Origin of the sequence: Celeribacter litoreus, from assembly GCF_020165855.1 — a bacterium.
In the GTDB taxonomy this organism is placed as follows: Bacteria; Pseudomonadota; Alphaproteobacteria; order Rhodobacterales; family Rhodobacteraceae; genus Celeribacter; species Celeribacter litoreus.
Genome location: NZ_JAIUFY010000015.1, coordinates 236,528 through 259,422 on the forward strand (window position 1 = coordinate 236,528; position 22,895 = coordinate 259,422).

Below are 22,895 nucleotides of genomic sequence, written 5' to 3' on the forward strand. Positions count from 1 at the left end.
TCATGGATCTTGGAATCAAAGGTAAACGCGCGCTCGTTTGTGCATCGTCAAAGGGGCTCGGGCTCGGCTGTGCCCGCGCTCTGGCTGAGGCGGGTGTTGATCTCGTGATGAATGCGCGTGGCGTTGAGGCGCTCGAAGCCTCCGCTGAAGCCATTCGCGCAGAGTTCGGCGTGGATGTTGTCACCGTTGCTGCCGATATTACGACCGAAGACGGTCGCGCCGCTGTTCTCGAAAAAGCGGCAGGTGTTGATATCCTCGTCAATAACGCCGGTGGCCCGCCGCCGGGGATGTGGACCGATTGGGAGCGTGACGATTTCATTGCTGCTCTGGACGCCAACATGCTCGCGCCAATTTCTCTGATCAAAGCGCTGGTTCCGGGCATGATGGAGCGTGGCTGGGGCCGTGTCGTCAACATCACGTCTGTGTCGGTGAAATCCCCAATCGGTGTTCTGGGTCTTTCGAACTCCGCGCGCGCTGGTCTCACAGGTTACGTTGCAGGCACGTCGCGTCAGGTCGCGGGCGCAGGCGTTGTCATGAACAACCTTCTGCCGGGCTTCCACGCGACGGATCGTATGGTGGGCATGGACCAAAATCAGGCCAACGCAACCGGCACAACGCCGGAAGAAGTGCGCGCCGGTCGCAGCCAGGGAATCCCCGCAGGGCGCTATGGCACCACCGAAGAGTTCGGTGCCACTTGCGCCTTCATGTGTTCGCAATACGCCGGTTTTATGATCGGGCAGAATATCCTGCTCGATGGTGGCGCGACCAACAGCACGATGTAATTGAAAGTCAGTTAGGGAGAACAAAATGAGCCACGCAGATGTGCAAGAGTATTATGGCAAGGTTCTACAAGGCAGCGGGGATCTCAAAACCAATGCCTGCTGTTCTCCCGACGATTTGTCGGCAGAGCTGAAAGCGGCTCTGTCGAACGTGCATGACGAGGTTCTCGCCCGCTATTACGGGTGCGGATTGATTGCCCCTGATCTTCTGGAAGGCGCGCGCATTCTCGACCTCGGCTCAGGCTCCGGTCGCGATGTTTACGCTCTGGCGCAATATGTCGGCGAAAACGGGCAGGTCGTCGGCGTCGATATGACCGACGAACAGCTTGATGTCGCGCGGCGTCATGAGGAGTGGCACCGCGAGAAGTTCGGCTATGCGACCTCTAATGTCGCCTTCCATCAGGGCTATATCGAAAAGCTCGACGAGCTGCCGCTTGAGCCCGAGAGCTTTGATGTGATCGTTTCCAACTGCGTGCTGAACCTCGCGCTGGACAAACCCGCCGTGCTGCGCGAGGCCTATCGCCTGCTCAAACCGGGCGGAGAGATGTATTTCTCTGACGTCTACGCCGACCGCCGTGTGCCAGAGGCACTTCGGGCCGATCCGGTGCTTTACGGCGAATGCCTCTCTGGCGCGCTCTATTGGAATGATTTTGAGTATATGGCGCGCGCTGCCGGGTTCGGGGATCCGCGCCGTGTGACGCATCGTGAACTCACCGTGGAAAATCCGGAACTCGAAGCCAAAGTTGCGCCGATCAAGTTTCTGTCCGCAACCTACCGACTGTTCAAACTCGACCTCGAACCCGAGTGCGAGGATTACGGGCAGGCGGTGATCTACAATGGCACGGTTCCGGGCGCGCCGCATCGGTTCGAACTCGACGCTGGCCACGTGATTGAAACCGGCAAGGTGTTCCCAGTTTGTGGCAACACCTTCAAGATGCTGCAAGACACGCGGTTCGCGCCGCATTTCGACTTTATTGGCGATTTTTCGACTCATTATGGCATTTTCGCAGGGTGCGGAGGCAACAGCCCGTTCGACAGCCTCGGGTCCGATGGTGACGGGTCCGCGTCGGCCTGCGGTTGCTAAGACGGTACTGGGCTGATAGGGAGCTTGAGAGTTTTCGTCAGATAAAGACCGCCCCGTGACCGACCCCCGATTGGAAATCCGCAACATCCGCCGCCGTTTTCAGGGCCGCGACGTCGTTTCCGATGTCTCCCTGAAGGTGATGCCGGGTCAGGTGACGTGTCTGCTCGGTCCGTCGGGCTGCGGCAAATCCACGACGCTGCGGATCATCGCGGGCGTGGACATGCAGGACGAAGGCGAGATTTTCGTAGATGGTCAGTTGGTGTGCGACACAGTCTTCCGCGTTCCGCCGGAACAGCGTTCCATTGGCCTGATGTTTCAGGACTTCGCGCTCTTTCCACACCTGACGGTTGGGGAGAACGTAGGGTTCGGCCTGAAAGGGCATAAATCCGATAAAAAGGCCCGCGTCGAGGACCTGCTTGATAAGGTCGGGCTCTTGTCGGCCTACGGGAAATTCCCGCACGAATTGTCCGGCGGCGAACAGCAGCGTGTCGCACTCGCCCGCGCCCTCGCACCGCGCCCGTCAATCATGCTGATGGATGAGCCGTTCTCCGGCCTCGACGAGCGTCTCAAGGACGACATCCGCGACAGCACGCTCGATGTGCTCAAGGCGGAGAACACCGCCGTGCTGCTCGTCACCCACGAGCCGCACGAAGCCATGCGGATGGCGGATGAGATTGCGCTCATGCGGGACGGGAAGATCGTTCAGCAGGGTGCGCCCTACAACATCTACAACGCGCCTGTGGATCGCAAAGCGGCCGCGTTCTTCAGCGATATCAATGTGATCCGTGGCAAGGTCCAATCGCTCTCCGTCTCAACCCCATTCGGCAAGTTCCTGTGCCCCGGTCAGCCCGACGGCACCGAGGTCGAGATCGTGATCCGGCCACAGCATTTGCGTATCGACTTCGATCGCGACGGCCGTGGACCGAACCCGACACCGCAGGACGGCACCCCCGCACGGGCCATCGTGGAGCGCGCCCGCTTCATGGGACGTGAGAGCCTCGTGGAATTCCGCATGGACTATGACGGGTCGAAGCTTAAAGCGACGGTTCCGTCTGTGTTCTTGCCCAAACCGGGACGTGCGATGTGGCTTATGCTCCGCCGCGACCGCTGTTTTGTGTTCCCGCAAAAAGGCTCAGCCACCTGAGGCCTGCGCCCGTCGCCAGATCAAGAAGTCCTCAAGGCGCGCTTCTGCATCCGCAAATATCGCGCCTGTGTCGATGACGGCTTCAATCCGGTCCAAACGTAACACGTCGAAGTGGCCCGTCGTTTCGCACCACACGCCCATCGTCCAAATGCGTCCCCAGAAGTCGAGCTGCAGCGGATGAACCAGTCGCTGACGGAGCGTATCGTCGGAATATGTGATGCGCAGAACTCTGTGCGCACGGACCGCCTCGCGGAGCAGGGGCATATGCCGAAAACCGGATCGGGCATCCGCGAACGCATAAGGATGAACCGCCGCGCTCCAACCGGCCCCCGTCGCCTCCGTGTTCTCTGGCAAAACCGCGTCAATCTTGGCCGCGAGGCTCTGCGCGCTCGCCGCAAGTTCCGGATCGGACGCTTCCCCGAGGATCGCCACCGCGAGTGTGAGGGCCTCAAGTTCGGGAAGGGTTAGATTGATCGGCGGCAAAGTGATGGGCGCCGTGATCCGGTAGCCGACGCCGCGCTCCCCTTCGACCGGAAGGCCCGAGTCCTTGAGCGCTGCCATGTCGCGCCAGATGGTGCGCTCTGACACGCCAACCTGTTGGGCAAGCGCGCCCGCCGTGTGCAGCGCCCCATCCCGCAAAATCTGGATCAGCGCGTAGAGGCGCTCGCTCTTTTTCGGGCGGGAGGCTTTTGCGTTGCTCATGCGTGCCGCGTCCGGGTGCGGCCGATATCTTCAAGTGCAATCATATGAATACGATTTCCCTTCCTCGGCGCGATTCGACTGTGATGACCGACGCTAACGCGCTTTCAACTGACATAAACCTGTCGGTAGGCAATTTCCAGCTTTTCACTCCGCCCCAATTCCGTGCAACTGGCCGCTCGGGGCGATTTTGGCCTTTTCCTCGGCGCTCAGCCCGCCTAATCCTAGTGTCCGCGAGACATGATTGTGGGGCCGAGGTGGCTCCGACGACAATCCGAAGACATGGAGAAAGACATGCTCAACAACATCGGCCTTCCGGGCCTTCTGCTCATCGCCGTCGTGGTTCTGGTGCTGTTCGGCCGTGGCAAGATTTCTGGCCTCATGGGCGAAGTCGGCAAAGGCATCACGTCCTTCAAAAAGGGCATCAACGAAGGCAATGCCGAAATTGAATCTGAGAAAGCCGAAGCTGCAAAAGACGTGACCCCGGAAGACGAAAAAGACAAGGTCTGAGACCTGTCCGAGAGGTCGGTCGCCGGCCTCACGACTTTCGACGCCTGCCGTGTGCAGGTAGGGACGTGATTTGAGACAAGGCGGTGCGTGATGTTTGACATCGGCATGTCAGAACTTTTGGTCATCGGGATCGTGGCGTTGATCGTCGTGGGCCCGAAAGACTTGCCGGGTATGTTCCGGACGCTCGGGCGCTTTACGGCGCGGGCGAAAAGCATGGCGCGGGAGTTCTCCCGCGCGATGGAGTCGGCGGCGGATGAAGCCGGCGTAAAAGAAGCCACGGATGCGATCAAAGGGGCTGCGAACCCGAAGAAATTCGGTCTCGACAAGCTCAATGAAGCCGCGGACAAATTCGAGAAATGGGATCCGATGAAGGCGCCGGACGGCAAAGCCGCGCCGAAGACGACCGAGGCCCAGAAGGACGAATTGAGCCCCGAGCGCGCTGAGATGGCCCAAAAGATTTCGGACTCTGCAGCGAAGAAGGCCACCGAGCGTCTGGAAGCAGAAGCCAAGGCCACAGCAGAGACAGAGAAGAAGGAAGGCGACGCATGAGCGCGGATGATATCGACGACAGCGCAGCGCCTCTGATCGAACACCTTGCGGAATTGCGCACTCGGATCATCCGGTCCGCAATCGCATTCATCATCGGCATGGTGATCTGCTTTACCTTCGGGGGGCAGATTCTCGATTTCCTTTTGGTGCCGATCGAGAAAACGATGCGGTCCCTGGGCAACCCGAACCCTGTGATGCAATACACCGCGCCGCAGGAATACTTCTTCACACTCATCCGCATCTCCATGGTGGGTGGATTGGCGCTCGCCTTCCCCGTGATCGCAACGCAGCTCTGGCGCTTTGTGGCGCCGGGCCTCTATCGCAATGAAAAAGACGCGTTCCTGCCGTTCCTCATTGCCTCTCCGCTGCTCTTCATCGCAGGTGCAGCCTTCGCGCAATACGTGGTTGTGCCGCTTGCGATGACCTTCTTCCTCGGGTTTGCGGATCTGCCTTCCTTCGTCTCCGCGCTTGTCGCGACGGGCGGCGATGTGGCGACGGCGACCGAAGACACCGGGATCGACATCGTCTTTAACGGCAAGGTGAACGAGAGCCTCGACATCACGCTCAAAATGATCGTAGCGTTTGGCCTCTGTTTCCAGCTGCCTGTGCTGCTGACCCTGATGGGTAAGGCGGGCCTCGCGACAGCCGCCGGTTTGCGCCAGACGCGCAAATACGCCGTCGTCGGCATCCTGACGGTCGCGGCCCTCGTGACCCCGCCGGATGTCACGACGCAGCTCATCCTCTTTATCGTTGTTTACGGTCTCTATGAGGTCTCCATCTTCCTCGTCGCCCGCGTCGAGAAGAAGCGCACCGCAGAGCTGCGGGCCGCTGGCATCCTCGATGAGGACGAAGACCTCTATTCAGAGTTCGACGAAGACGATGACAAGTGATCCGATGATCAGAATTGCAGAGGCGCTGGAGCGTATGGCTCCCGCGCCTCTCGAAGCCCCCGATTTCAACGTCGCAGATGCCTATGTCTGGCAGACCGAACCTGACGCGCTTGTGCCGGTGAAAAAGGTTGCGAGGGTCGATATATCGCTCCTCGTTGGCATCAATCGCTCCCGTGACACACTTCTGGAAAACACGCGCCAGTTTGCAAAGGGCTTTGCCGCAAACAACGCGCTACTTTGGGGCGCGCGCGGGATGGGGAAAAGCTCTTTGGTCAAAGCTGCTCACGCGGCTGTTGTTGCCGAGGGCACGCCGCTCAAGATCGTCGAAATGCAGCGCGAAGACCTGCCCACGGTGGCACGCCTTCTGAACCTGTTGCGCACGTCTGAGCATCGGTTCCTGCTCTTCTGCGATGACCTGTCGTTCAGCCACGATGACCAGCATTACAAGTCGCTGAAAGCGGTGCTCGACGGCGGGATCGAGGGGCGCCCCGAGAACGTCTTGTTCTACGCGACCTCCAATCGCCGCCACCTCATGCCACGAGACATGATCGAAAACGAGCGCAGCTCTGCGATCAATCCCTCTGAGGCGACCGAGGAAAAGGTGTCCCTGTCCGACCGTTTCGGTCTCTGGCTCGGTTTCCATCCTTGTTCTCAGGACGAATATCTCGCCATGATCGACGGCTACTGCGCGGAGTATGGTGTCGAGGTCGACGCAGAGACACTGCGCGCGGAAGCGATCGAATGGCAGGCTACTCGCGGCTCGCGGTCCGGTCGTGTGGCTTGGCAGTTCTTCATGAATCTCGCGGGGCGCAAAGGCGTGAGCCTCGGCTAAGTTTGAGTATTTAAATCACGAAAAAGACGGCGCGGCTCAGAAGGGCGGCGTCGTTTTTCGTTTAAATGCGTCATTAACTTTCAGGAGCTACATTTCACGTGCGGTACAGGCGGGAGCGCCGATGACCGCTCACGGAAAAGACGCCCCGGCCCGTGTGGCCGAAACCCTTCCGGAGTAGTCACAGTGCTACATGCCGGCGGTCGGGGCGCATCTCCATAGTCTGATTAGGGCCTCGGTCATTTTCGTGACCCAAATACTCAAATTCAGTTGAGGTAAGGGGTGGGGTCGACTGTCTGGGTGCCTTTGAAGACCATGAACTGCAACGCGTTGAACTCGTTCGCTGTCACTTTCGCAATCGTCTGGTCCCGCTTGACGCTGTCGCCTTTGCTCACTGAAATCTCATCAATGAAGCTGTAGGCGGTCTGTAGCCCGCCGCCGTGATCCAGCACGAGGATTTTCACACCGTCCGCGTTGGTCGAGATGAGCTTGACCGTCCCGTCCTTCGCGGCCTTCACGGGCGTTCCTGAGGGAGCGGAGAAAAGGATGAACTGCGATGTGGTTTTGTTGTAGTCGCGAATGATCGCACCAGAGACGGGTTTGCTCATCTCGGAAGAGGACGTCTGGGTCGCGCCGAGATTGACGGCCGGTTCGCTGGCGGTGGCCGGAGGCGCCGCGCTCTCGGGTTCTGGCAGAGGTGCCGCAGCGGAAGGCGGCTCAGGGGCAACGCTGCCTTCGCCCGGGTCTGTTTCGACGGCCTCTGGCGGGGTGCTCTCGGAGGCTTTGACGGGGATCAGGAGGTAACGGCCCTCTTCGACCGAGAGGTCCGATCCGAGCCCGTTCCAATCCGCGAGCGCGCGGACGGAGACCCCGTACATACGGGCGATGGAGTAGGCTGTTTCTCCTCGTTGGACTTGGTGGCGCACCGGTTCCACGCCATCGAGGGGCGCAGAGGCGGTTGCCTGCGTCATGGTGGCGCCAGAGGGCTGGCCGCTTTCGGCAGAGGTGATGGCTTCGTCTGCGAGTGTCGCAATATCGATCCGTTCACCGGATGCGATGGTTCCAGACCGTGTGGCGCTCCCGCCGTCGACACGGCGTGGCAGGGCGATCACTTCGCCGTCGCGCAGGATGACGTCTTCGGAAATACCGTTGTATCGCGCCAATTCAGATGGCGAGAGACCAACGCGATTGGCCACGTCGGTGATCGTGTCCCCGCGGCGGGAAATCGCGACCTGATAATTCGGGTAGGAAATGACGCCGTTCGCATCAGGTGCCGGTCTTGCAAAGGTCGACGCTTGTTGAGCCGCGGGCGCGGTGGAAAACCCGTCTGCGAGGCCGCGCAGATCAAAATCCATCGGCTCTTGGCAGGCCGCGAGGGCCAGAAACGCGCAGGAGGCCAAAATGGCGCGCGCACCGTTCTTGCGGGGATGCATAGGGATACTCGTCATCGCTCTTGTCCTCAATCCTCGGGGAGGTCCCCGTTCGCCTCTCTTTTAATGGAGGCTTTGATGGCTACTCTTGGCCCATGCCTTCGACCAATGGCACGAAGCGGACGGATCGAAGTTCTTCGTATTCCAGACCGCTTTCGAGTTTCGTCACTTTGATGAGACTTTGGACCGTGTCTGACTGTCCCACCGGCAGGACCATGATACCGCCAGTTTTCAATTGCGCCAAGAGGGGGCCAGGTGGGTCCTCTGCGGCGGCGGTCAAAAGAATGCGATCAAACGGGGCCTGATCCGGCAGGCCGAAAGAGCCGTCGATGGCCATGGCCGTGATATTGGCAAGGTCGAGTTGGTTGAACCGCACCTGCGCCTCGCGCACAAGACGGGCGTATCTGTCGACAGTATAGACGCGGCGCGCGAGATAGCTGAGCACTGCGGCCTGATAGCCGGAGCCTGTGCCGACCTCGAGCACCTTGTCCCGTGGCTGGACGTTCAGGGCCTGTGTCATGAGGCCCACGACGGACGGCTGCGAAATCGTTTGTCCGCAGGAGATGGGGAGGGGCATGTCTTCGTAGGCGCGCTCCGCGAAGAGGCCCTGAATAAACATCCCTCGGTCCACCTTTTCCATGGCCGAAAGCGTCCGTGCATCCGTCACGCCCTTTGAGCGGAGCGTGTAGAGAAATTGCATCTGATCTTCGGCGTCCATGGCCATCAGAAGGCGCTCTCCAGTGCAGACAGTTCATCATGCGCTGTGAGATCGGCGCGCATCGGGGTCACGGAGATGTAGCCGGATAGGTTCGAGGTCACATCGGTGTCCGGTCCGGTGTCCACGGCCTGTTCCGATCCGCGCACCCAAAGAAAGCGCCGTCCGGTTGGGGAAACCTGCCCCTGCATGCCAAAGCCAGCCGTCTTGCGGCGGCCCTGGCGGACCACTTGAACACCTTTGACCTCGGAGGCGGGAATGGGCGGAAAGTTTACGTTGTAGAACAGTTTGTAATCATCGCCGTCGCCCCAAGCCCCATGGTCGAGAAGGCGCTGGACGACGTCCACGCCATGGCGGGCGGCGGCTTCGAACTGATCATCAAGTTCTGCGTTTTCACGGCCGTAGAACTGGGAGAGCGCGATTGCATTGACGCCCTGAAGCGCCGCTTCCATCGCCCCGCCAATCGTGCCGGAATACATCGCGTTTTCGCCCGCGTTGTTGCCGCGGTTGACGCCCGAGAGCACGAGGTCGGGACGATCCGGCAAGATGTCGTACATGCCTGCGAGCACACAGTCCGCCGGAGAACCTTCTGCCGCCCAGCGACGCGGGCCGACTTCGGTGATCATCGTCGGGTGGGTGTAGGAAATGCAGTGTGCAACGCCGGATTGCTCGAACGCGGGGGCGACAATCCAGACCTCTCCGTCAGATCCCGCGATCTGATGCGCGATGTCTTCGAGCGTCTTCAGGCCCGGAGCGTTGATGCCGTCGTCATTGGTGATCAGGATGCGCATTGGGACCCCTCTTGCTCGAATTCCCTTGTCTTGCATACCTCCTTAAAGCAGCCTCGGAATCGCGGCAAGCCAAGCGCCGCCAATCGGAAGGAAAAAGAGATGCCGCACCCGAGACTTGATGCGATTGCTATCTCGTCAACCAATGTTGACCGGAGCATCGCCTTTTATGCGGCCCTCGGGTTCGACTTTGAGGGCGAAGGCGCGGTCAGAATGGACGGCCATGTGGAACCCGTGCGCAGAGCAGGAGAGCCGCGCCTCATGATCGACGGTGCCGATCTGATGGAGCGCCTGACAGGTGAAGCGCCGCGTGGGCCCAATCACTCGGTATTTGCGATGCTGTGTGACAGCCCTGCGGAAGTAGACCGCTATACTGCACTCCTGGTAGAGGCAGGCGGAACCGTTGTCACGGCACCTTGGGATGCGTTCTGGGGCCAGCGCTATGCAACCGTCGCTGATCCGGACGGGTATCGCGTGGACCTGTTTGCTCCGCTTTGAAGTGACTTAGAGGATGCCTGCCTCTTTCAGCAGGCGAGGCGCCTCGACAGACGGGTGGCTTAGGGCCTCCGTGTCCTGACCCGGGAAAAACCGTGCGCGTGTGGCGGTCGGCATCGCGTTCGGGCGCAGGATGTGGATGTTTGGGGCGGAGGCAACCGTATCGGTTTCCGCTTTCCAGCTTTGCGCCATCGCGATCTGTGCGGCCTTGGATGCGCCATAGGCGCCAAAGAACTTCTCTCCCGCATGCGGATCGTCAAAGAACAGCGCGTCGGCAGGGGTAGGGGCCATGTTCAGGAGCGGAGAGACCATCGGGATGAGCTTGCCCGTCGCGATGACGTTGGTGTTCATCGTGCGGTCGAAATCTTTCGGGTCCATGTGGTCCGCAGGTGACAGAAGCTGCGCATAAACCGCCGTATGGGCCCAAAGATCAAGATGCCCCCAACGGTCGTAAATCCCGCGGCACAGGTGCGCCATCGCATCCGGATTGGTGATGTCCATCGGCGCGAGTGTGGCTTGGCCACCCTTTGCCTTGATCCGGTCATCCAACTCTTCGAGCGCGCCTGTGGTCTTGGCCACGGCGACGATGTGATAGGTCGGGGCCAATGCCTCTGCGAGGAAAAAGCCGAGGCCGCGCGACGCGCCGGTGATGAGGGCGATTTTGGTGTTCTCTGTCATGCGCGTGGTTTGGCCTGTCGCCGTTTCCGGGTCAAGAGGGTTTGAGATCGCTGCGCGAAACTGTCCCGCTGGCTTCATAGAGATCCAGGAGCTGATCGAGGGAAATCTCGGCAATTCCGTCGAGTGCTGCGGTGGGGCGTTCCGACCCGTCGCCAAAGTCGAGCGTTACGGCTGTGTCTTGTTCCGCCACGGGCATCAACGCGTTGGCCAAGGTCGCGAGCGTTGGTTCCGGCACAGGCGCGCCGTCGAGCAAGTCGAGATAGGCGTAAAACACCGGATGCGGCACCTCGACCCAAAGCGCGACCATCACCGCCTCCTCAGAGCCACGGATCGGGAGCGTGAGCATGGCGCGCAGATAGCGGGCGTCGTCCAGACGGCAAAGCTCAGAGGCAAGCTGATCATCGCCCGCTTTCACAAACGGCTGATCGCCGCGTTCGCCGTGTGGCCAATCAGACGGATGATCAAACCCGATGTCGATCACACCGCCATACGGCCCGTCCGGGTCCGTCAGTGCCCGCCAGCGCGGATCAAGGTCGAGAAGGGAAGGCATGTTGGCTCCTATCCTGTTTCGATCTGTCTAACGGCGCCGAACTCAGAAATCCATTAGGGAGTGGGCGCTTGTCCGGATCGCGAAGTTTCTCATAAAAAACCGCCCGTCCCATGCGAGGGAGGGCGGTTCTCAAATCTGAATGTCGGAGACCTTACTCCGCAGCCGTCTTAAGCTCGAACCCTTTGGCGATCATGTCGGTCGGGGTCACAGGATATTCGCCCGAGAAACATGCGTCGCAATACTGCGGGTTGTCAGAGTTGCGACCGTTCGCTGCGCCTGCCGCACGGTAGAGACCGTCAAGCGAGATAAACTCAAGACTGTCAACGCCGAGGTGCTCGCGCATTTCTTCGACGGACATTTGTGCCGCGAGCAGCTTGTCACGATCCGGCGTATCCACTCCGTAGAAACACGGCCACATAGTCGGCGGCGACGCGATGCGGAAGTGCACTTCTGCCGCGCCAGCATCGAGGAGCATATCCTTGATCTTGCGGGTCGTGGTACCGCGCACAACAGAGTCATCGACGAGGATAATCCGCTTGTCGCGAATGAGCGCTCGGTTGACGTTGAGTTTGAGACGCACGCCCATGTTACGGATTTGTTCGGACGGCTCGATGAAGGTCCGGCCCATATACTGGTTCCGGATGATCCCCATGCCGTAGGGAATGCCGCTCTCGAACGCGTAGCCGATCGCCGCCGGTGTGCCGCTGTCCGGCACGGGGCAAACGAGATCGGCCTCAACAGGCGCTTCTTTCGCGAGCTCGACACCGATCTGGCGGCGGGTCTCATAGACCGAGCGACCTTCAAGGATGCTGTCGGGACGCGAGAAATAGACGTGCTCAAAGATGCAGAAGCGGGATGGCTTTTGCTCGAACGGTTTGGAACTCGTGAGCTTGCCGTCGTTGGAGATGACGACCATCTCGCCGGGTTCGATCTCGCGCACGAACTCTGCCCCGATGATGTCGAGCGCACAGGTTTCGGACGCCAGCACATAGCCTTTGTCGCCAACTTTCCCGAGGACCAGCGGGCGCACGCCACGCGGATCACGCACACCGATGAGTTTGGTGCGGGTCATGGCGACAACAGAGAACGCGCCTTCGACACGACGAAGCGCGTCTTTCATGCGTTCAGGGATGTTGCGCTGCAGGGAGCGGGCCATCAGGTGAATGATGCATTCCGAATCCGAGCTGGATTGGAAAATCGACCCACGTTCGATCAACTCGCGACGCAGCGCATCGGCATTGGTGATGTTGCCGTTATGCGCAATCGCCGCGCCGCCCATGGCGAATTCGCCGAAGAAGGGCTGAACGTCACGGATCGCCGTGTTGCCTTTGTTGCCCGCTGTGGAATAGCGGACGTGGCCAATGCCGATGGACCCTGGCAGGGTCTCCATCACCTTTTGCGAGGTGAAGTTATCGCGCACATAGCCGAAACGGCGTGCGGACTGGAACCCCGCTTCCGTGTCATGTGTGACAATGCCGCCAGCTTCCTGACCGCGGTGTTGCAGGGCATGAAGACCAAGCGCAATGAAAGAGGCAGCGTCAGTTACGCCGATAGCGCCGAAGACACCGCACTCTTCTTTGAGTTTGTCGTCATCGAACGGATGGGATGGGGGCAGGGTGCTCATCAAAGCTCCGAATCCTTTACCGGATGTAATCGCCCCTCCTTTAAGGGGTCTCGATCAAAGTGTCACGAAAGGATCATAAACCAATTGATCACATCTTTGGAGATGATCGCTTGCGAGAGGCGAAAAAAGAGAAAGGCGGCCAGTTGGCCACCTTTTTTCTGATCGGGCTTGTCCTTACTGGGTGCAGGTGGACACGAGCGTCTCGTAACGCGCGGTAATCCAATCCGGCGCATCCTGCGGCAGGCTTTCGTCAATCTTGTCTTGCGAGCGGGCAAAGACCTTTGCTGTGCGCGAGTTTTCAAGCACTTCGATCGGATCGCCCGTCGACACGCGGTCCACAATCACAAGCGCAATCGCCACGAGCAAGATGCCGCGCAACACGCCAAAGAGGAACCCGAGCCCCTGATCAATCCCGCCAAGCGCAGACCGTTGAACCGCGGAGGAGAACAGAGGCGTGAAAATAGACACCACAATGAGCGCCGCCGCGAACACCGCGAAAAAGCCCGTGATGACAGACAATTCGCAAGATGTGCCGATGTATTCACCGAGGTAGGGCACTTCGCGCACCAGCGGCACGGCCTTCGGTGCGAACATGTAGCCGAGAATGGCTGCAACGATCCATCCGGCGATTGCCATGCCCTCACGCACGAAACCGCGCGAATAGGCGAGAATGGCCGAAACGACGATGACCAGCGCCACGATGCCGTCGATGAGTGTAAAGCCTTCCATGGCGCCTCACATGTTTGCCGACGCTAACCCGCGCCGAAGATATCTCCCACAAAGCCAACAAGATCCCGCATTTGACGGAGCTCCATCCCGCTGGCCAGTCCCGCCTTTGTTTGGGCGGGGGCTATGGCAGAGGAAAAACCAAGTTTTCGCGCTTCTTTCAACCTGTTTTCCGCCTGACCCACTGGTCTAAGCGCCCCAGACAGAGAAAGTTCCCCGAAAACAACACAGTCTTTAGGCAGTGCGGCATCTTCGCGCGCCGAAAGAAGCGCGGCGGCGACCGCGAGATCGGCGGCGGGCTCCGACACTTTCATGCCGCCAGCGACATTGAGATAGACATCCAGACCCGCGAACGGAATGCCGCAGCGGCTTTCCAAAACCGCAAGGATCATGGCGAGACGCGATCCGTCCCACCCGACAACAGTGCGGCGCGCCTGCGAATGCGGGGAGGGGGCGACGAGGGCCTGAAACTCCACCAACACAGGCCGCGTGCCTTCAATACCGGCAAAGACAACCGACCCGGGCGCCGGTTCGTCCCGTTCGGACAAAAAGAGCGCAGAGGGGTTCGTCACCTCCGACAGACCGTCGCCCGTCATTTCGAAAACTCCGATCTCATGCGCGGGACCAAAGCGGTTCTTCACAGCGCGCAGCAACCGGAACTGATGGCCGCGCTCGCCTTCGAAATAGAGCACGGTGTCGACCATGTGCTCGACGACACGCGGACCGGCGAGTTGTCCTTCCTTGGTCACGTGGCCTACGAGAATAACAGATACGCCCCGCGTCTTCGCAAAGGTCGTCAATTCATGCGCGGCGGCACGCACCTGAGACACAGAGCCGGGCGCACTCTCGACATTGTCGGCCCACATCGTCTGAATCGAGTCGATGATGACAAGATCGGGCTCTTCTTTCTCCAAGGTCGTGAGGATATCGCGCAGATTGGTCTCCGCACCCAATTTAACCGACGCCTCTGATAACCCAAGCCGCCGCGCCCGCATCCGCACCTGAGCAGGCGCTTCCTCGCCGGAGATATAGACGACCTTCAAGCCGCTATCTGCAAACCGCGCCGCCGCCTGCAACAGCAAGGTGGACTTTCCGATCCCCGGATCACCGCCGACCAAAATGGCAGAGGCTTCGACCAGCCCGCCGCCCAACACACGGTCAAACTCCCCGAGACCAGACGCCGTGCGCGGGGGCGGGGCCTCTTGTGTCGATAGCGTCGAAAGAGGAATTTCCTTGCCGCGCAAACCACCTAACGTCTTCGACGCCGGCCCCGCCTGTGACAGCGGCTTCTCCTCCGCAATCGTGTTCCACTCTCCACAGCCATCACAGCGCCCCGACCACTTCGTCGTCACCGCGCCGCAATTCGAGCAGACAAAATTCTTTTGCGCCTTGGCCATGGAAAACTCCCGATTGTTCTTGCTTCGTTCTAATCTGCCGCGCGGCGCATCCGCAAGGGGTCAGGTCTTTTTCGTGATAAAAATACTCAATCCGAGGCTCGCCAGAATGCACGCCGTAAACAGGTATAGCCCCCAGCCCACCTCAATCCGTCCGACACCAATGCCCTTCGCCAAGGTGATATAGATCGCGATCAGAAACACATCCGCCATCGCCAAACGCCCGAGATGAAAAAGCCAGGGTTTGAACCGATCTGACATCCGGCCGGAGAGCATCCCCTCCAGAGCAACAATTTTCGCGAGCGGCGCGATGATGGCAAAAACCACCACTATCACCGCGAGGACCACATCCTTCTCCCAAAGGCTCGCAATCCCCGACAGCACGGAAATCTCGGATAACCCGAACAGTGGTAACAACCCCGCCCGCATCAGCGGCGCGACCCACGCAATGGGAAACAGGATCAAGAGTGACAGATTGGCGAGGCGAAGAGGGGACATGGAGTGAACCTGCACCTTCCGTCCTGATCAGCGGAGCGTCTCGATCGGACCTTCCGAAGATCCGGTGATAAACTGGTGCAGGTAGGGATCTTCCGCGGTGTCCATCTCGGACACAGGGCCATGCCAGCGGATTTTGCCGCGATGGAGCATTGCGACTTTGTCAGCAATTGCGCGCACAGAGGTCATATCGTGCGTGATGGTGAGGGCGGTGGCGCCCATTTCCGTCACGATCTCGCGGATCAATTCGTTGATGACGCCCGCCATAATCGGGTCGAGTCCCGTCGTAGGTTCGTCGAAAAAGATGATCTCCGGATCGGCAGCAATGGCGCGGGCGAGGCCTACACGTTTCTGCATCCCGCCGGAGAGTTCCGCCGGAAACAGGTCGGCCACATCCGGCCCCATGCCCACGCGGCGGAGCTTTTCAATAGCAATTTCTTTGGCTTCTGCCTTCGGACGTTTAAGCGATCCGCGCAGGAGGCGAAAGGCGACGTTTTGCCAGACCGGCAGGCTGTCGAACAGGGCCGCGCCCTGAAACAGCATCCCGAACCGCGCCAGAAACGCATCGCGGTCGCCGGTGGCGGTGATGTCCTCACCATCGACCTTGATGGTGCCGCTGTCGGGGGTGATGAGGCCGAGCACGCATTTCAGAGTGACGGATTTTCCGGTGCCGGAGCCGCCGATAATAACACAGCTTTCGCCCCGCGCGACATTCAGGTCCACCCCGCGCAAAATCTCTTTGGAACCAAAGGCCTTATGCACACCGTCGAGAGAAATCATGTCGCGAAAAATGCCTGTGTGAGGAGAAAGTTGGCCGCGAGGATCAGAACGGCGGCGGCCACAACCGAGGTTTTCGTCGCGCGCCCGACGCCCTGTGCGCCGCGGCCGGAGTTCATGCCGAAATAACAGCCCATGAGTGTGGCGATCCCCCCAAAGGCTGCGCCTTTCACGAGCGAAGATACAATGTCGGGCGTCTCCAGAAAATCTACGGTGTTCTTGAGATAAGTCGACGGGTTGAAGTCGAGGGTGTTCATGGACACGAACCAGCCCCCGAAAATGCCGAGGGTGTCCCCAACGGCAACGAGAAGCGGCACGGTGACGAGACCTGCAAACACGCGCGGGGCGGTGAGGTATTTCATCGGGTCTGTGGAAAGCGTCACGAGGGCGTCGATTTGCTCAGTGACCTTCATGGTCGCAATCTCTGCCGCGATGGACGATGTGACCCGTGCGGCCATCATCAGGCCGACCATCACAGGGCCAAGCTCGCGCACCACGCCGAGTGCAACGATTTGTGGCACGACTTCTTCGGCGCCGTAGCGGGAGCCACCTGCGAAAATCTGGAGGGCAAGCGCACCGCCCGTGAACACGGCAGTGAGGCCCACGACGGGGAGCGAAAGATACCCAACGTGCACGAGCGCATGCAGGTATTCCCGCACGTAGTAGGGCGGCGTCACGATATGGCGGAACGTGGCCAATGCAAACAGAGTGACATGACCAATCGTCGCAAGCGCCGACAGCACGACCGCGCCAAGCGCGGCGAGAGGGCGGGTGAGCACCATCATCCGATATACCGGCGGCGATAACGTGCGCCCAGAGAAGTCAGAATTTCATAGCCGATTGTCCCGCCAACAGTCGCGAGATCGTCCACGGTCTGCAGCGGGCCGAGCAGATCGAGAGAGCGCGGCACCTGATCCAGATGCGTGATGTCGACCGTGATCAGGTCCATAGACACGCGCCCAACGATCGGGCAGGGGGTGTCATTGTCAAACAAGACGGCCTTGCCAGAGATGTGACGTGTGATCCCGTCGGCATAGCCTGCGGCGACCGTCGCGATGCGGGACGGCTCTTCTGCGGTCCATGTGTTCGAATAGCCGACAGTCTCGCCAGTCTGGACATCGCGGACCTGAATGATCGGGCACTCAAGGCGCACGACGGGTTTCGCGTCCTCGTATGGTAAGCCACCGTACAGGCCGATGCCCGGACGCGTGATGTCGAAATGATACTCCGGCCCGAGGAGGATGCCGCCTGTCGCAGACAGGGCGCGCTTCACATCCAGACCATCGGTCATTTCGCGGAAATTCTTGAGCTGAAGGGCGTTCATCTCATGCTCAGGCTCATCCGCACAGGCGAGGTGGCTCATGATGAGGTCCGGGCCGGCCTTCATAACCAACTCTTTCACCGTCTCCCACTCGGGCGCTTCGAGGCCCAGACGGTTCATTCCTGTGTCGAGCTGGATGCCGAACGGTGCGTTCGGAAGCGCCTCGAAGTGGCGAGTGATCTGGTCGAGCGAATTGAGCATCGGCACAAGGCTCATGTCCGCAATCATATCGGTGTCACCCGACATATGGCCGCCAAAGACGCCGATCCACGGGGACGGGCCGACAGCTTCGCGCAGTTGCACGCCTTCTTCCGCTGCGGCGACGAAGAACCGGTTTACGCCTGCCTTGACCAACGCGCGGCCAACCTTGCCTACGCCGAGGCCGTAGGCGTCTGCCTTGATCACGGCGGCGGTTTCCACGGTATCGGCGGAAAGTGCATCCAATGCGCGCCAGTTGTCGGCGATCGCGGTGAGGTCGATATGAAGAAGTGATGTGCCCATAATGGTTTTTTGGCCGCCCGAGCACAGAGTCGCAAGCGCTATTCGCGCTTAAGGCCCTGCGCAGGCGGTGTGCAGCCTGTTAGTAGTCGTTGTTATAACCTTGGTTCTCGCGGGCGAGGTTCCCGAACCGTGTGAATTCGGCCTCGAATGAGAGTTCGACCGTGCCGATGGGACCGTGACGCTGTTTGCCGAGGATCACCTCGGCTTTGCCATGCAGACGCTCCATGTCCTGCATCCACTTTTCCATTGCCTCGAGGTTGTCGTCATCGGGCTTTTCACGCTCTTTGTAATACTCTCCGCGGTAAACGAACATCACCACGTCGGCGTCCTGCTCGATGGAGCCGGATTCACGAAGGTCGGAGAGCTGCGGACGTTTGTCGTCACGGCTTTCCACCGTCCGCGACAGCTGGGACAGGGCGATCACGGGGATGTTGAGTTCTTTCGCGATGGCTTTGAGACCCATCGAAATTTCGCCGATTTCCTGCACACGGTTGCCTTCGGTCCGCGACGTGCCGCGCACGAGTTGGAGATAGTCGACGATCAGGAGATCGAGACCATGCGTCCGCTGCAGACGACGCGCGCGGGCGGCGAGTTGGGAAATCGGGATCGACGGCGTGTCGTCGATGTAGAGAGGGCAGGACTCTAGCGTTTTCGCAGCTTCAACAAAGCGGCGGAATTCGTCCTCCGTCATGTCACCTTGGCGGATTTTGTGCGATGAAATTTCGGAGGCCTCGGCGAGGATACGAGCGGCGAGCTGCTCTGAACTCATCTCGAGAGAGTAGAACCCGACAACGCCGCCTTTGACCGCGCCCTGACGTCCGTCGGGCAGGGTGCCTTTCTTATAGGCCTTCGCGATGTTGAACGCGATGTTCGTCGCGAGCGAGGTTTTCCCCATCGACGGACGACCTGCGAGGATGATCAAGTCGGAGGGGTGCAGGCCCCCCATCTTGCGGTCGAGGTCGATCAGGTCGGTTGCAACGCCGGCCATGCCGCCGCCGCGCTCGTAAGCGGCGTTCGCGTTCAGAACGGCCTGTGTCACTGCGGACAGGAAGGAGGTGAACCCGCTCTCTCCCTTGCCTTGTTCGGCCAAGGTGTAGAGGCGTTGTTCGGCGGCGACGATTTGTTCGGCCGGATCACGCGAATCCTGACCGGAGGACGCGGAACCTGCGATCTCATTGCCGAGTTCGATCAACTGGCGGCGCAGGAACAGATCATAGATGAGCTGCGCATAGTCGCGCACAGCGTAGGTCGAGATGGCCGATGCCGCGAGTTTCGCGAGATATGCCGGACCGCCGAGTTCCTTCAGGCCGTCATGGTCCTCCATATAGGCCTTCAACGTCACCGGCGATGCGAGCATGTTCTTGGAGATGCGCTCCGCGGCTTTCTCGTAGATGTCCTTGTGGACCGGATCGAAAAAGTGGTTCGGCGAAATGATCGACGCGATTTTGTCAAAGGAGTCGTTGTTCGTCAGCAGCGCACCGAGGAGCTGTTGTTCCGCCTCGATGTTGTGCGGCACGGCGCCCTCATAGGGTGTAATGAGGGCCGCCTTCGGGGTGTCCGAGGTCTGATCTGAGGCTTTGTCTGTACGAATATCCTGAAGATTGGCGATGTCACTCATCCAATACGGTCCTCTGGCTCTGCTCTGATTGCCCCGTGAGTCGCGTCTTATTGCGCCGGGTTCATGATCTTTAGCGCTCTCTGACCAGGCTTTCAAAATGTATAACCTGTGGAAAACTCCGCTGCTCTGCAGCATTCCTCGCTAAAGGGCTGGTATGCATGAAAAACGCCGCCCCGAATAAATATTTCGCGGGCGGCGCTGATCTTTTGGGCGCTTTCGCGCGCAGCCTCTTAGGCTTTCTTGTGCTTCTCCTGCCACGCACGCGGCGCGCTGAGGAAGTTCTCGACTTCTGCGAGGGTGCTTTCGTCGAAAACCTTCTGCTTTTTCGCCTCGGCCAGAACGTCCCACCATGTGCAGAGGCTGATGAGTTTCACGCCGTGATCGCCGAGCGTCTTTTCCGTTTCCGGGAAGATGCCATAGTAGAAAATCACAGCCGTCCAGCCGCAGGTCGCGCCAGTTTCGCGGATCGCATCGACGAAGGAGAGTTTGGAGCCGCCATCGGTGGTCAGGTCTTCGACCAATAGAACACGCTGGCCTTCGGTCATTTCACCTTCGATGCGGGCGTTGCGGCCGTAGCCTTTCGGCTTTTTGCGCACATAGGTCATCGGCAGGCCGAGACGTTCCGCCACGAGCGCGGAGAACGGGATACCAGCCGTTTCGCCACCGGCGATGTTGTCGAAGGCCTCGAAACCGGCTTCGCGCATGATCTGAACCGCCAGAAAATCCATGAGCGTCGAGCGGATGCGCGGGTAGGAGATCAGCTTGCGGCAGTCGATGTAAGTCGGCGACGGAAGGCCGGACGCGAGGATGAACGGATCTTCCGGGCGGAAGTTCACAGCGCCGATTTCAAGCAGCATCCGCGCGGTCAGGCGGGCAATTTCGGTCTCGTCTGGGAAGGAAGTCGGGATCATTTCAAGGTCTCTTTGTTCAGGCTTCCACGGACCAGTGGAGCGGCATTTGCGGGTCAAAGACGGTGACAGGGCCCTCGGGTGTGTCAATCTTTGCCGGATAGTTGACCGGCGCGCCTTTTTTGAGCGTGAGTTTCATCTCGTTGAGCGGGAGACCATAGAAGGTCGGCCCGTTGATCGAGGTGAATTTTTCGAGATTGTCGAGCTTGCCTTCGGCTTCGAACACTTCGGCGAGGATCGACATCGTGTTCGGCGCGGTGAAGCATCCTGCACAGCCGCAGGCCGTTTCCTTCGCGCCATCGAGGTGCGGCGCGGAATCGGTGCCGAGGAAGAAGGTCGCGTCACCAGAGGTTGCGGCCTCTACGAGGGCAAGGCGATGCGTTTCACGTTTCGCCACCGGCAGGCAGTAGTAATGTGGTTTGATGCCACCCACGAGGATGTGGTTACGGTTGATCACGAGGTGGTGCGTCGTGATCGTCGCACCGAGATTGTCACCACCGGACCGGGCGTAATCCGCGCCGTTTTTGGTCGTGATGTGCTCCATGACGACTTTCAACTCGGGTGTGCCGCGACGGATCGGGTCGAGCACTTCGTCAATGAACACGGCTTCGCGGTCAAAGATGTCCACATCGCCGTGCACGACTTCGCCATGCACACAGAGCGGCAGGCCGATCTCGGCCATTTTTTCCAACACTGGCTTGACCTTATCAAAGTCGCGCACACCGGAGGCGGAGTTCGTGGTTGCACCTGCAGGATAGAGTTTCACCGCTTTCACGAGGCCGGACGCATGGGCGAGTGCGACGTCCTCGGGATCGGTTTGTTCGGTGAGGTAGAGCGTCATCAACGGCTCGAATGTGCCGCGCTCGGAATTGGCGGCGAGAATGCGTTCGCGGTAGGCTGCAGCGTCATCCATCGTGACAACGGGTGGGACGAGGTTCGGCATAATAATCGCGCGCGCGAAGTGACGGGCGGTCTCAGGCAGAACAGCTTTGAGCATGTTGCCGTCTCTGAGGTGCAAGTGCCAATCGTCAGGGCGGCGGATGGTAAGCGTGTCGGTCAAGGCGTCCTCCGTTCTTGCGTCGCACTCCCCTTACCCCTTTCGGGAAAGACATTCCAGTGCAACGATGCTGCATATTTTTTAAGCGATCGGTCAGAATTTTAATCGTGGCATCCGAAGGCGTTACCGTGCAGGATTGAAGCTCCCGAGCCCGCGCGGCTAGGGTCAACGCGACTTGGAGGACTGAATGCTCGATAGCGCAGTTAAGACACCTGATGTGACCCTGCAGCGTGTGCGCGGCCGTGGGCATGTGCTTATGGGCGTGTCCGGCCTCAAAGACCTACACCAATCCGGCTCCGCGAAAGCGATGCTGCCGAAGGTGCACAGTAAAGTGCCCGAGGTTGTTTTTCTCAACACATCCGGCGGATTGACCGCGGGCGACCAGCTCGATTACCGGCTCGAAATTGAAGACGGTGGATCGCTCGTCGGCACCACGCAGACCGCCGAGCGGGCCTATGCGTCGCGGGTCGAGGGTGAGGCTGCAAGTGTCTCCGTTGCTTTGAGAGCGGGAGAGGGGGCGACGCTCCACTGGCTGCCGCAAGAGACAATCCTTTTTGAGACATCCCGTCTCAAACGTCACACGCGCGCCGAGATTGCGGGGGATGCAGAGTTCCTGTTTTCCGAAATGATCGTGCTTGGCCGCACTGCGATGGGCGAGATGATCGACACATTGCACCTGAGCGACCGCCGTGAAATTATTCGGGCGGGACGAGTCGAATTTATGGAGCCGCTCGAAATCGACGCCGGACTTCTGGCGGCACGCGAAAACGGCGCAACGCTCGCTGGTGCGCGCGCCATTGCGACGGTCGGTTTCTTTACCCGTGGTGCAGAAGATGTCGCCGAGCAGATCAAGCGCCTCTCGCAAGACGGCGTTGTCGCCGGTGTCTCCGGCTGGAACGGCAAGCTCGTGATCCGCGCTCATGCTGCGGACGGATATCCCCTGCGTCGCTATGTGGCGCAGGTTTTGAATACACTTCGACGCACGGCCCTACCGCGCGTTTGGCAAATCTAAGAATAGAGGGACAACATGCAACTGACCCCGAGGGAAAAGGACAAGCTTTTGATCTCGCTCGCCGCAATGGTGGCGCGTGGACGATTGGAGCGTGGCGTGAAACTCAACCATCCGGAAGCCATCGCACTGATCACGGATTTCGTGGTTGAGGGCGCGCGCGACGGAAAAGCTGTGTCCGAATTGATGCAATCCGCAGCACACGTCATCACACGCGACATGTGCATGGAAGGCATCCCCGAGATGATCCACGAAGTGCAGGTCGAGGCGACGTTCCCCGACGGCACGAAACTCGTCACCGTCCACCATCCCATTCGCTAAGGAG

At 59.9% G+C, this 22,895-nt stretch carries 26 protein-coding genes; 10 read left to right on the top strand and 16 right to left on the bottom strand.

The window, feature by feature from the left end; translation table 11 throughout:
- The first annotated feature begins 2 nt into the window (after positions 1 to 2).
- Genes LA304_RS17450 through LA304_RS17460 form a run of 3 tightly spaced genes read left to right on the top strand, consistent with a single transcriptional unit; the run spans position 3 to position 3,007 of the window.
- Positions 3 to 782 carry an SDR family oxidoreductase gene (locus LA304_RS17450; protein ID WP_224504464.1) on the top strand — a complete coding sequence of 260 codons (780 nt, stop codon included), beginning with the start codon at positions 3 to 5 and terminating at the stop codon, positions 780 to 782.
- 25 nt (positions 783 to 807) lie between these two features.
- Positions 808 to 1,863: a methyltransferase domain-containing protein gene (locus tag LA304_RS17455; protein WP_224504465.1), complete on the top strand. Its 1,056-nt coding sequence runs from the start codon at positions 808 to 810 to the stop codon at positions 1,861 to 1,863.
- Positions 1,864 to 1,918: 55 nt separating this feature from the next.
- Positions 1,919 to 3,007 (top strand): ABC transporter ATP-binding protein, encoded by a 1,089-nt coding sequence (locus LA304_RS17460; protein WP_224504466.1) that lies wholly within the window; start codon positions 1,919 to 1,921, stop codon positions 3,005 to 3,007.
- On the opposite strand, the gene LA304_RS17465 is transcribed toward LA304_RS17460, so the two are convergent.
- Positions 2,996 to 3,709: a helix-turn-helix transcriptional regulator gene (locus LA304_RS17465; protein WP_224504467.1), complete on the bottom strand. Its 714-nt coding sequence runs from the start codon at positions 3,707 to 3,709 to the stop codon at positions 2,996 to 2,998. The genes LA304_RS17460 and LA304_RS17465 overlap by 12 nt on opposite strands.
- 291 nt (positions 3,710 to 4,000) lie before the next feature.
- On the opposite strand from LA304_RS17465, the gene LA304_RS17470 reads away from it, so the two are divergent.
- The 4 genes from LA304_RS17470 (at position 4,001) to LA304_RS17485 (ending at position 6,487) form a co-directional block, all read left to right on the top strand.
- Positions 4,001 to 4,216 carry a twin-arginine translocase TatA/TatE family subunit gene (locus tag LA304_RS17470; protein ID WP_224504468.1) on the top strand — a complete coding sequence of 72 codons (216 nt, stop codon included), beginning with the start codon at positions 4,001 to 4,003 and terminating at the stop codon, positions 4,214 to 4,216.
- A gap of 90 nt (positions 4,217 to 4,306) precedes the next feature.
- The gene (gene tatB, locus LA304_RS17475) at positions 4,307 to 4,765 is read left to right on the top strand and encodes a Sec-independent protein translocase protein TatB (protein ID WP_224504469.1); all 459 of its coding nucleotides are present in this window, start codon (positions 4,307 to 4,309) and stop codon (positions 4,763 to 4,765) included.
- Positions 4,762 to 5,655 (top strand): twin-arginine translocase subunit TatC, encoded by an 894-nt coding sequence (gene tatC, locus LA304_RS17480; RefSeq protein WP_224504470.1) that lies wholly within the window; start codon positions 4,762 to 4,764, stop codon positions 5,653 to 5,655. Before tatB ends, tatC begins: the two co-directional genes overlap by 4 nt.
- Before the next feature lie 4 nt (positions 5,656 to 5,659).
- Positions 5,660 to 6,487: an ATP-binding protein gene (locus LA304_RS17485; RefSeq protein WP_396022208.1), complete on the top strand. Its 828-nt coding sequence runs from the start codon at positions 5,660 to 5,662 to the stop codon at positions 6,485 to 6,487.
- Positions 6,488 to 6,750: 263 nt separating this feature from the next.
- On the opposite strand, the gene LA304_RS17490 is transcribed toward LA304_RS17485, so the two are convergent.
- From LA304_RS17490 to surE, 3 genes are all read right to left on the bottom strand, one after another.
- Complete coding sequence (locus tag LA304_RS17490; protein ID WP_224504472.1) at positions 6,751 to 7,932, bottom strand: LysM peptidoglycan-binding domain-containing protein; 1,182 nt, start codon at positions 7,930 to 7,932, stop codon at positions 6,751 to 6,753.
- 64 nt (positions 7,933 to 7,996) lie between these two features.
- The gene (locus tag LA304_RS17495) at positions 7,997 to 8,638 is read right to left on the bottom strand and encodes a protein-L-isoaspartate(D-aspartate) O-methyltransferase (protein ID WP_224504473.1); all 642 of its coding nucleotides are present in this window, start codon (positions 8,636 to 8,638) and stop codon (positions 7,997 to 7,999) included.
- Positions 8,638 to 9,420, bottom strand: coding sequence for a 5'/3'-nucleotidase SurE (gene surE / locus LA304_RS17500; protein ID WP_224504474.1), 783 nt, complete (start codon positions 9,418 to 9,420; stop codon positions 8,638 to 8,640). Before surE ends, LA304_RS17495 begins: the two co-directional genes overlap by 1 nt.
- Before the next feature lie 99 nt (positions 9,421 to 9,519).
- On the opposite strand from surE, the gene LA304_RS17505 reads away from it, so the two are divergent.
- Positions 9,520 to 9,915, top strand: a complete 396-nt coding sequence (locus tag LA304_RS17505; protein WP_224504475.1) for a VOC family protein — start codon at positions 9,520 to 9,522, stop codon at positions 9,913 to 9,915.
- Between the two features lie 6 nt (positions 9,916 to 9,921).
- Here the strand turns inward: LA304_RS17505 and LA304_RS17510 are convergent, their stop codons facing one another.
- From LA304_RS17510 to pyrC, 12 genes are all read right to left on the bottom strand, one after another.
- Entirely contained in the window at positions 9,922 to 10,590 is a 669-nt protein-coding gene (locus LA304_RS17510) for an SDR family NAD(P)-dependent oxidoreductase (protein ID WP_224504476.1), read from the bottom strand.
- Positions 10,591 to 10,621: 31 nt separating this feature from the next.
- Complete coding sequence (locus LA304_RS17515; RefSeq protein WP_224504477.1) at positions 10,622 to 11,140, bottom strand: DUF2199 domain-containing protein; 519 nt, start codon at positions 11,138 to 11,140, stop codon at positions 10,622 to 10,624.
- Positions 11,141 to 11,291: 151 nt separating this feature from the next.
- Complete coding sequence (purF, locus tag LA304_RS17520) at positions 11,292 to 12,764, bottom strand: amidophosphoribosyltransferase (protein ID WP_224504478.1); 1,473 nt, start codon at positions 12,762 to 12,764, stop codon at positions 11,292 to 11,294.
- A 174-nt stretch (positions 12,765 to 12,938) separates the two neighbouring features.
- Positions 12,939 to 13,493, bottom strand: coding sequence for a CvpA family protein (locus LA304_RS17525; protein WP_224504479.1), 555 nt, complete (start codon positions 13,491 to 13,493; stop codon positions 12,939 to 12,941).
- 23 nt (positions 13,494 to 13,516) lie between these two features.
- On the bottom strand, positions 13,517 to 14,887 hold the full coding sequence (radA, locus tag LA304_RS17530) for a DNA repair protein RadA (protein WP_224504480.1): 1,371 nt from the start codon (positions 14,885 to 14,887) through the stop codon (positions 13,517 to 13,519).
- A gap of 60 nt (positions 14,888 to 14,947) precedes the next feature.
- Positions 14,948 to 15,382, bottom strand: coding sequence for a paraquat-inducible protein A (locus LA304_RS17535; RefSeq protein ID WP_224504481.1), 435 nt, complete (start codon positions 15,380 to 15,382; stop codon positions 14,948 to 14,950).
- 27 nt (positions 15,383 to 15,409) lie between these two features.
- Positions 15,410 to 16,159 carry an ABC transporter ATP-binding protein gene (locus LA304_RS17540; protein ID WP_224504482.1) on the bottom strand — a complete coding sequence of 250 codons (750 nt, stop codon included), beginning with the start codon at positions 16,157 to 16,159 and terminating at the stop codon, positions 15,410 to 15,412.
- Entirely contained in the window at positions 16,156 to 16,938 is a 783-nt protein-coding gene (locus LA304_RS17545) for an MlaE family ABC transporter permease (protein ID WP_224504483.1), read from the bottom strand. The genes LA304_RS17540 and LA304_RS17545 overlap by 4 nt, the downstream gene beginning before the upstream one ends.
- On the bottom strand, positions 16,938 to 17,978 hold the full coding sequence (gene alr, locus LA304_RS17550) for an alanine racemase (protein ID WP_224504484.1): 1,041 nt from the start codon (positions 17,976 to 17,978) through the stop codon (positions 16,938 to 16,940). The genes LA304_RS17545 and alr overlap by 1 nt, the downstream gene beginning before the upstream one ends.
- A gap of 79 nt (positions 17,979 to 18,057) precedes the next feature.
- A complete protein-coding gene (locus LA304_RS17555; RefSeq protein ID WP_224504485.1) occupies positions 18,058 to 19,596 on the bottom strand; it encodes a replicative DNA helicase in 1,539 nt (512 codons plus the stop codon).
- A 230-nt stretch (positions 19,597 to 19,826) separates the two neighbouring features.
- Entirely contained in the window at positions 19,827 to 20,507 is a 681-nt protein-coding gene (locus LA304_RS17560; RefSeq protein ID WP_224504486.1) for an orotate phosphoribosyltransferase, read from the bottom strand.
- Positions 20,508 to 20,523: 16 nt separating this feature from the next.
- A complete protein-coding gene (gene pyrC, locus LA304_RS17565; protein WP_224504487.1) occupies positions 20,524 to 21,564 on the bottom strand; it encodes a dihydroorotase in 1,041 nt (346 codons plus the stop codon).
- 184 nt (positions 21,565 to 21,748) lie between these two features.
- Here pyrC and LA304_RS17570 point away from each other — a divergent pair, with 184 nt between their 5' ends.
- The gene (locus LA304_RS17570; protein WP_224504488.1) at positions 21,749 to 22,573 is read left to right on the top strand and encodes an urease accessory protein UreD; all 825 of its coding nucleotides are present in this window, start codon (positions 21,749 to 21,751) and stop codon (positions 22,571 to 22,573) included.
- 15 nt (positions 22,574 to 22,588) lie between these two features.
- Positions 22,589 to 22,891 carry an urease subunit gamma gene (locus LA304_RS17575; RefSeq protein WP_224504489.1) on the top strand — a complete coding sequence of 101 codons (303 nt, stop codon included), beginning with the start codon at positions 22,589 to 22,591 and terminating at the stop codon, positions 22,889 to 22,891.
- Positions 22,892 to 22,895 lie beyond the last annotated feature (4 nt).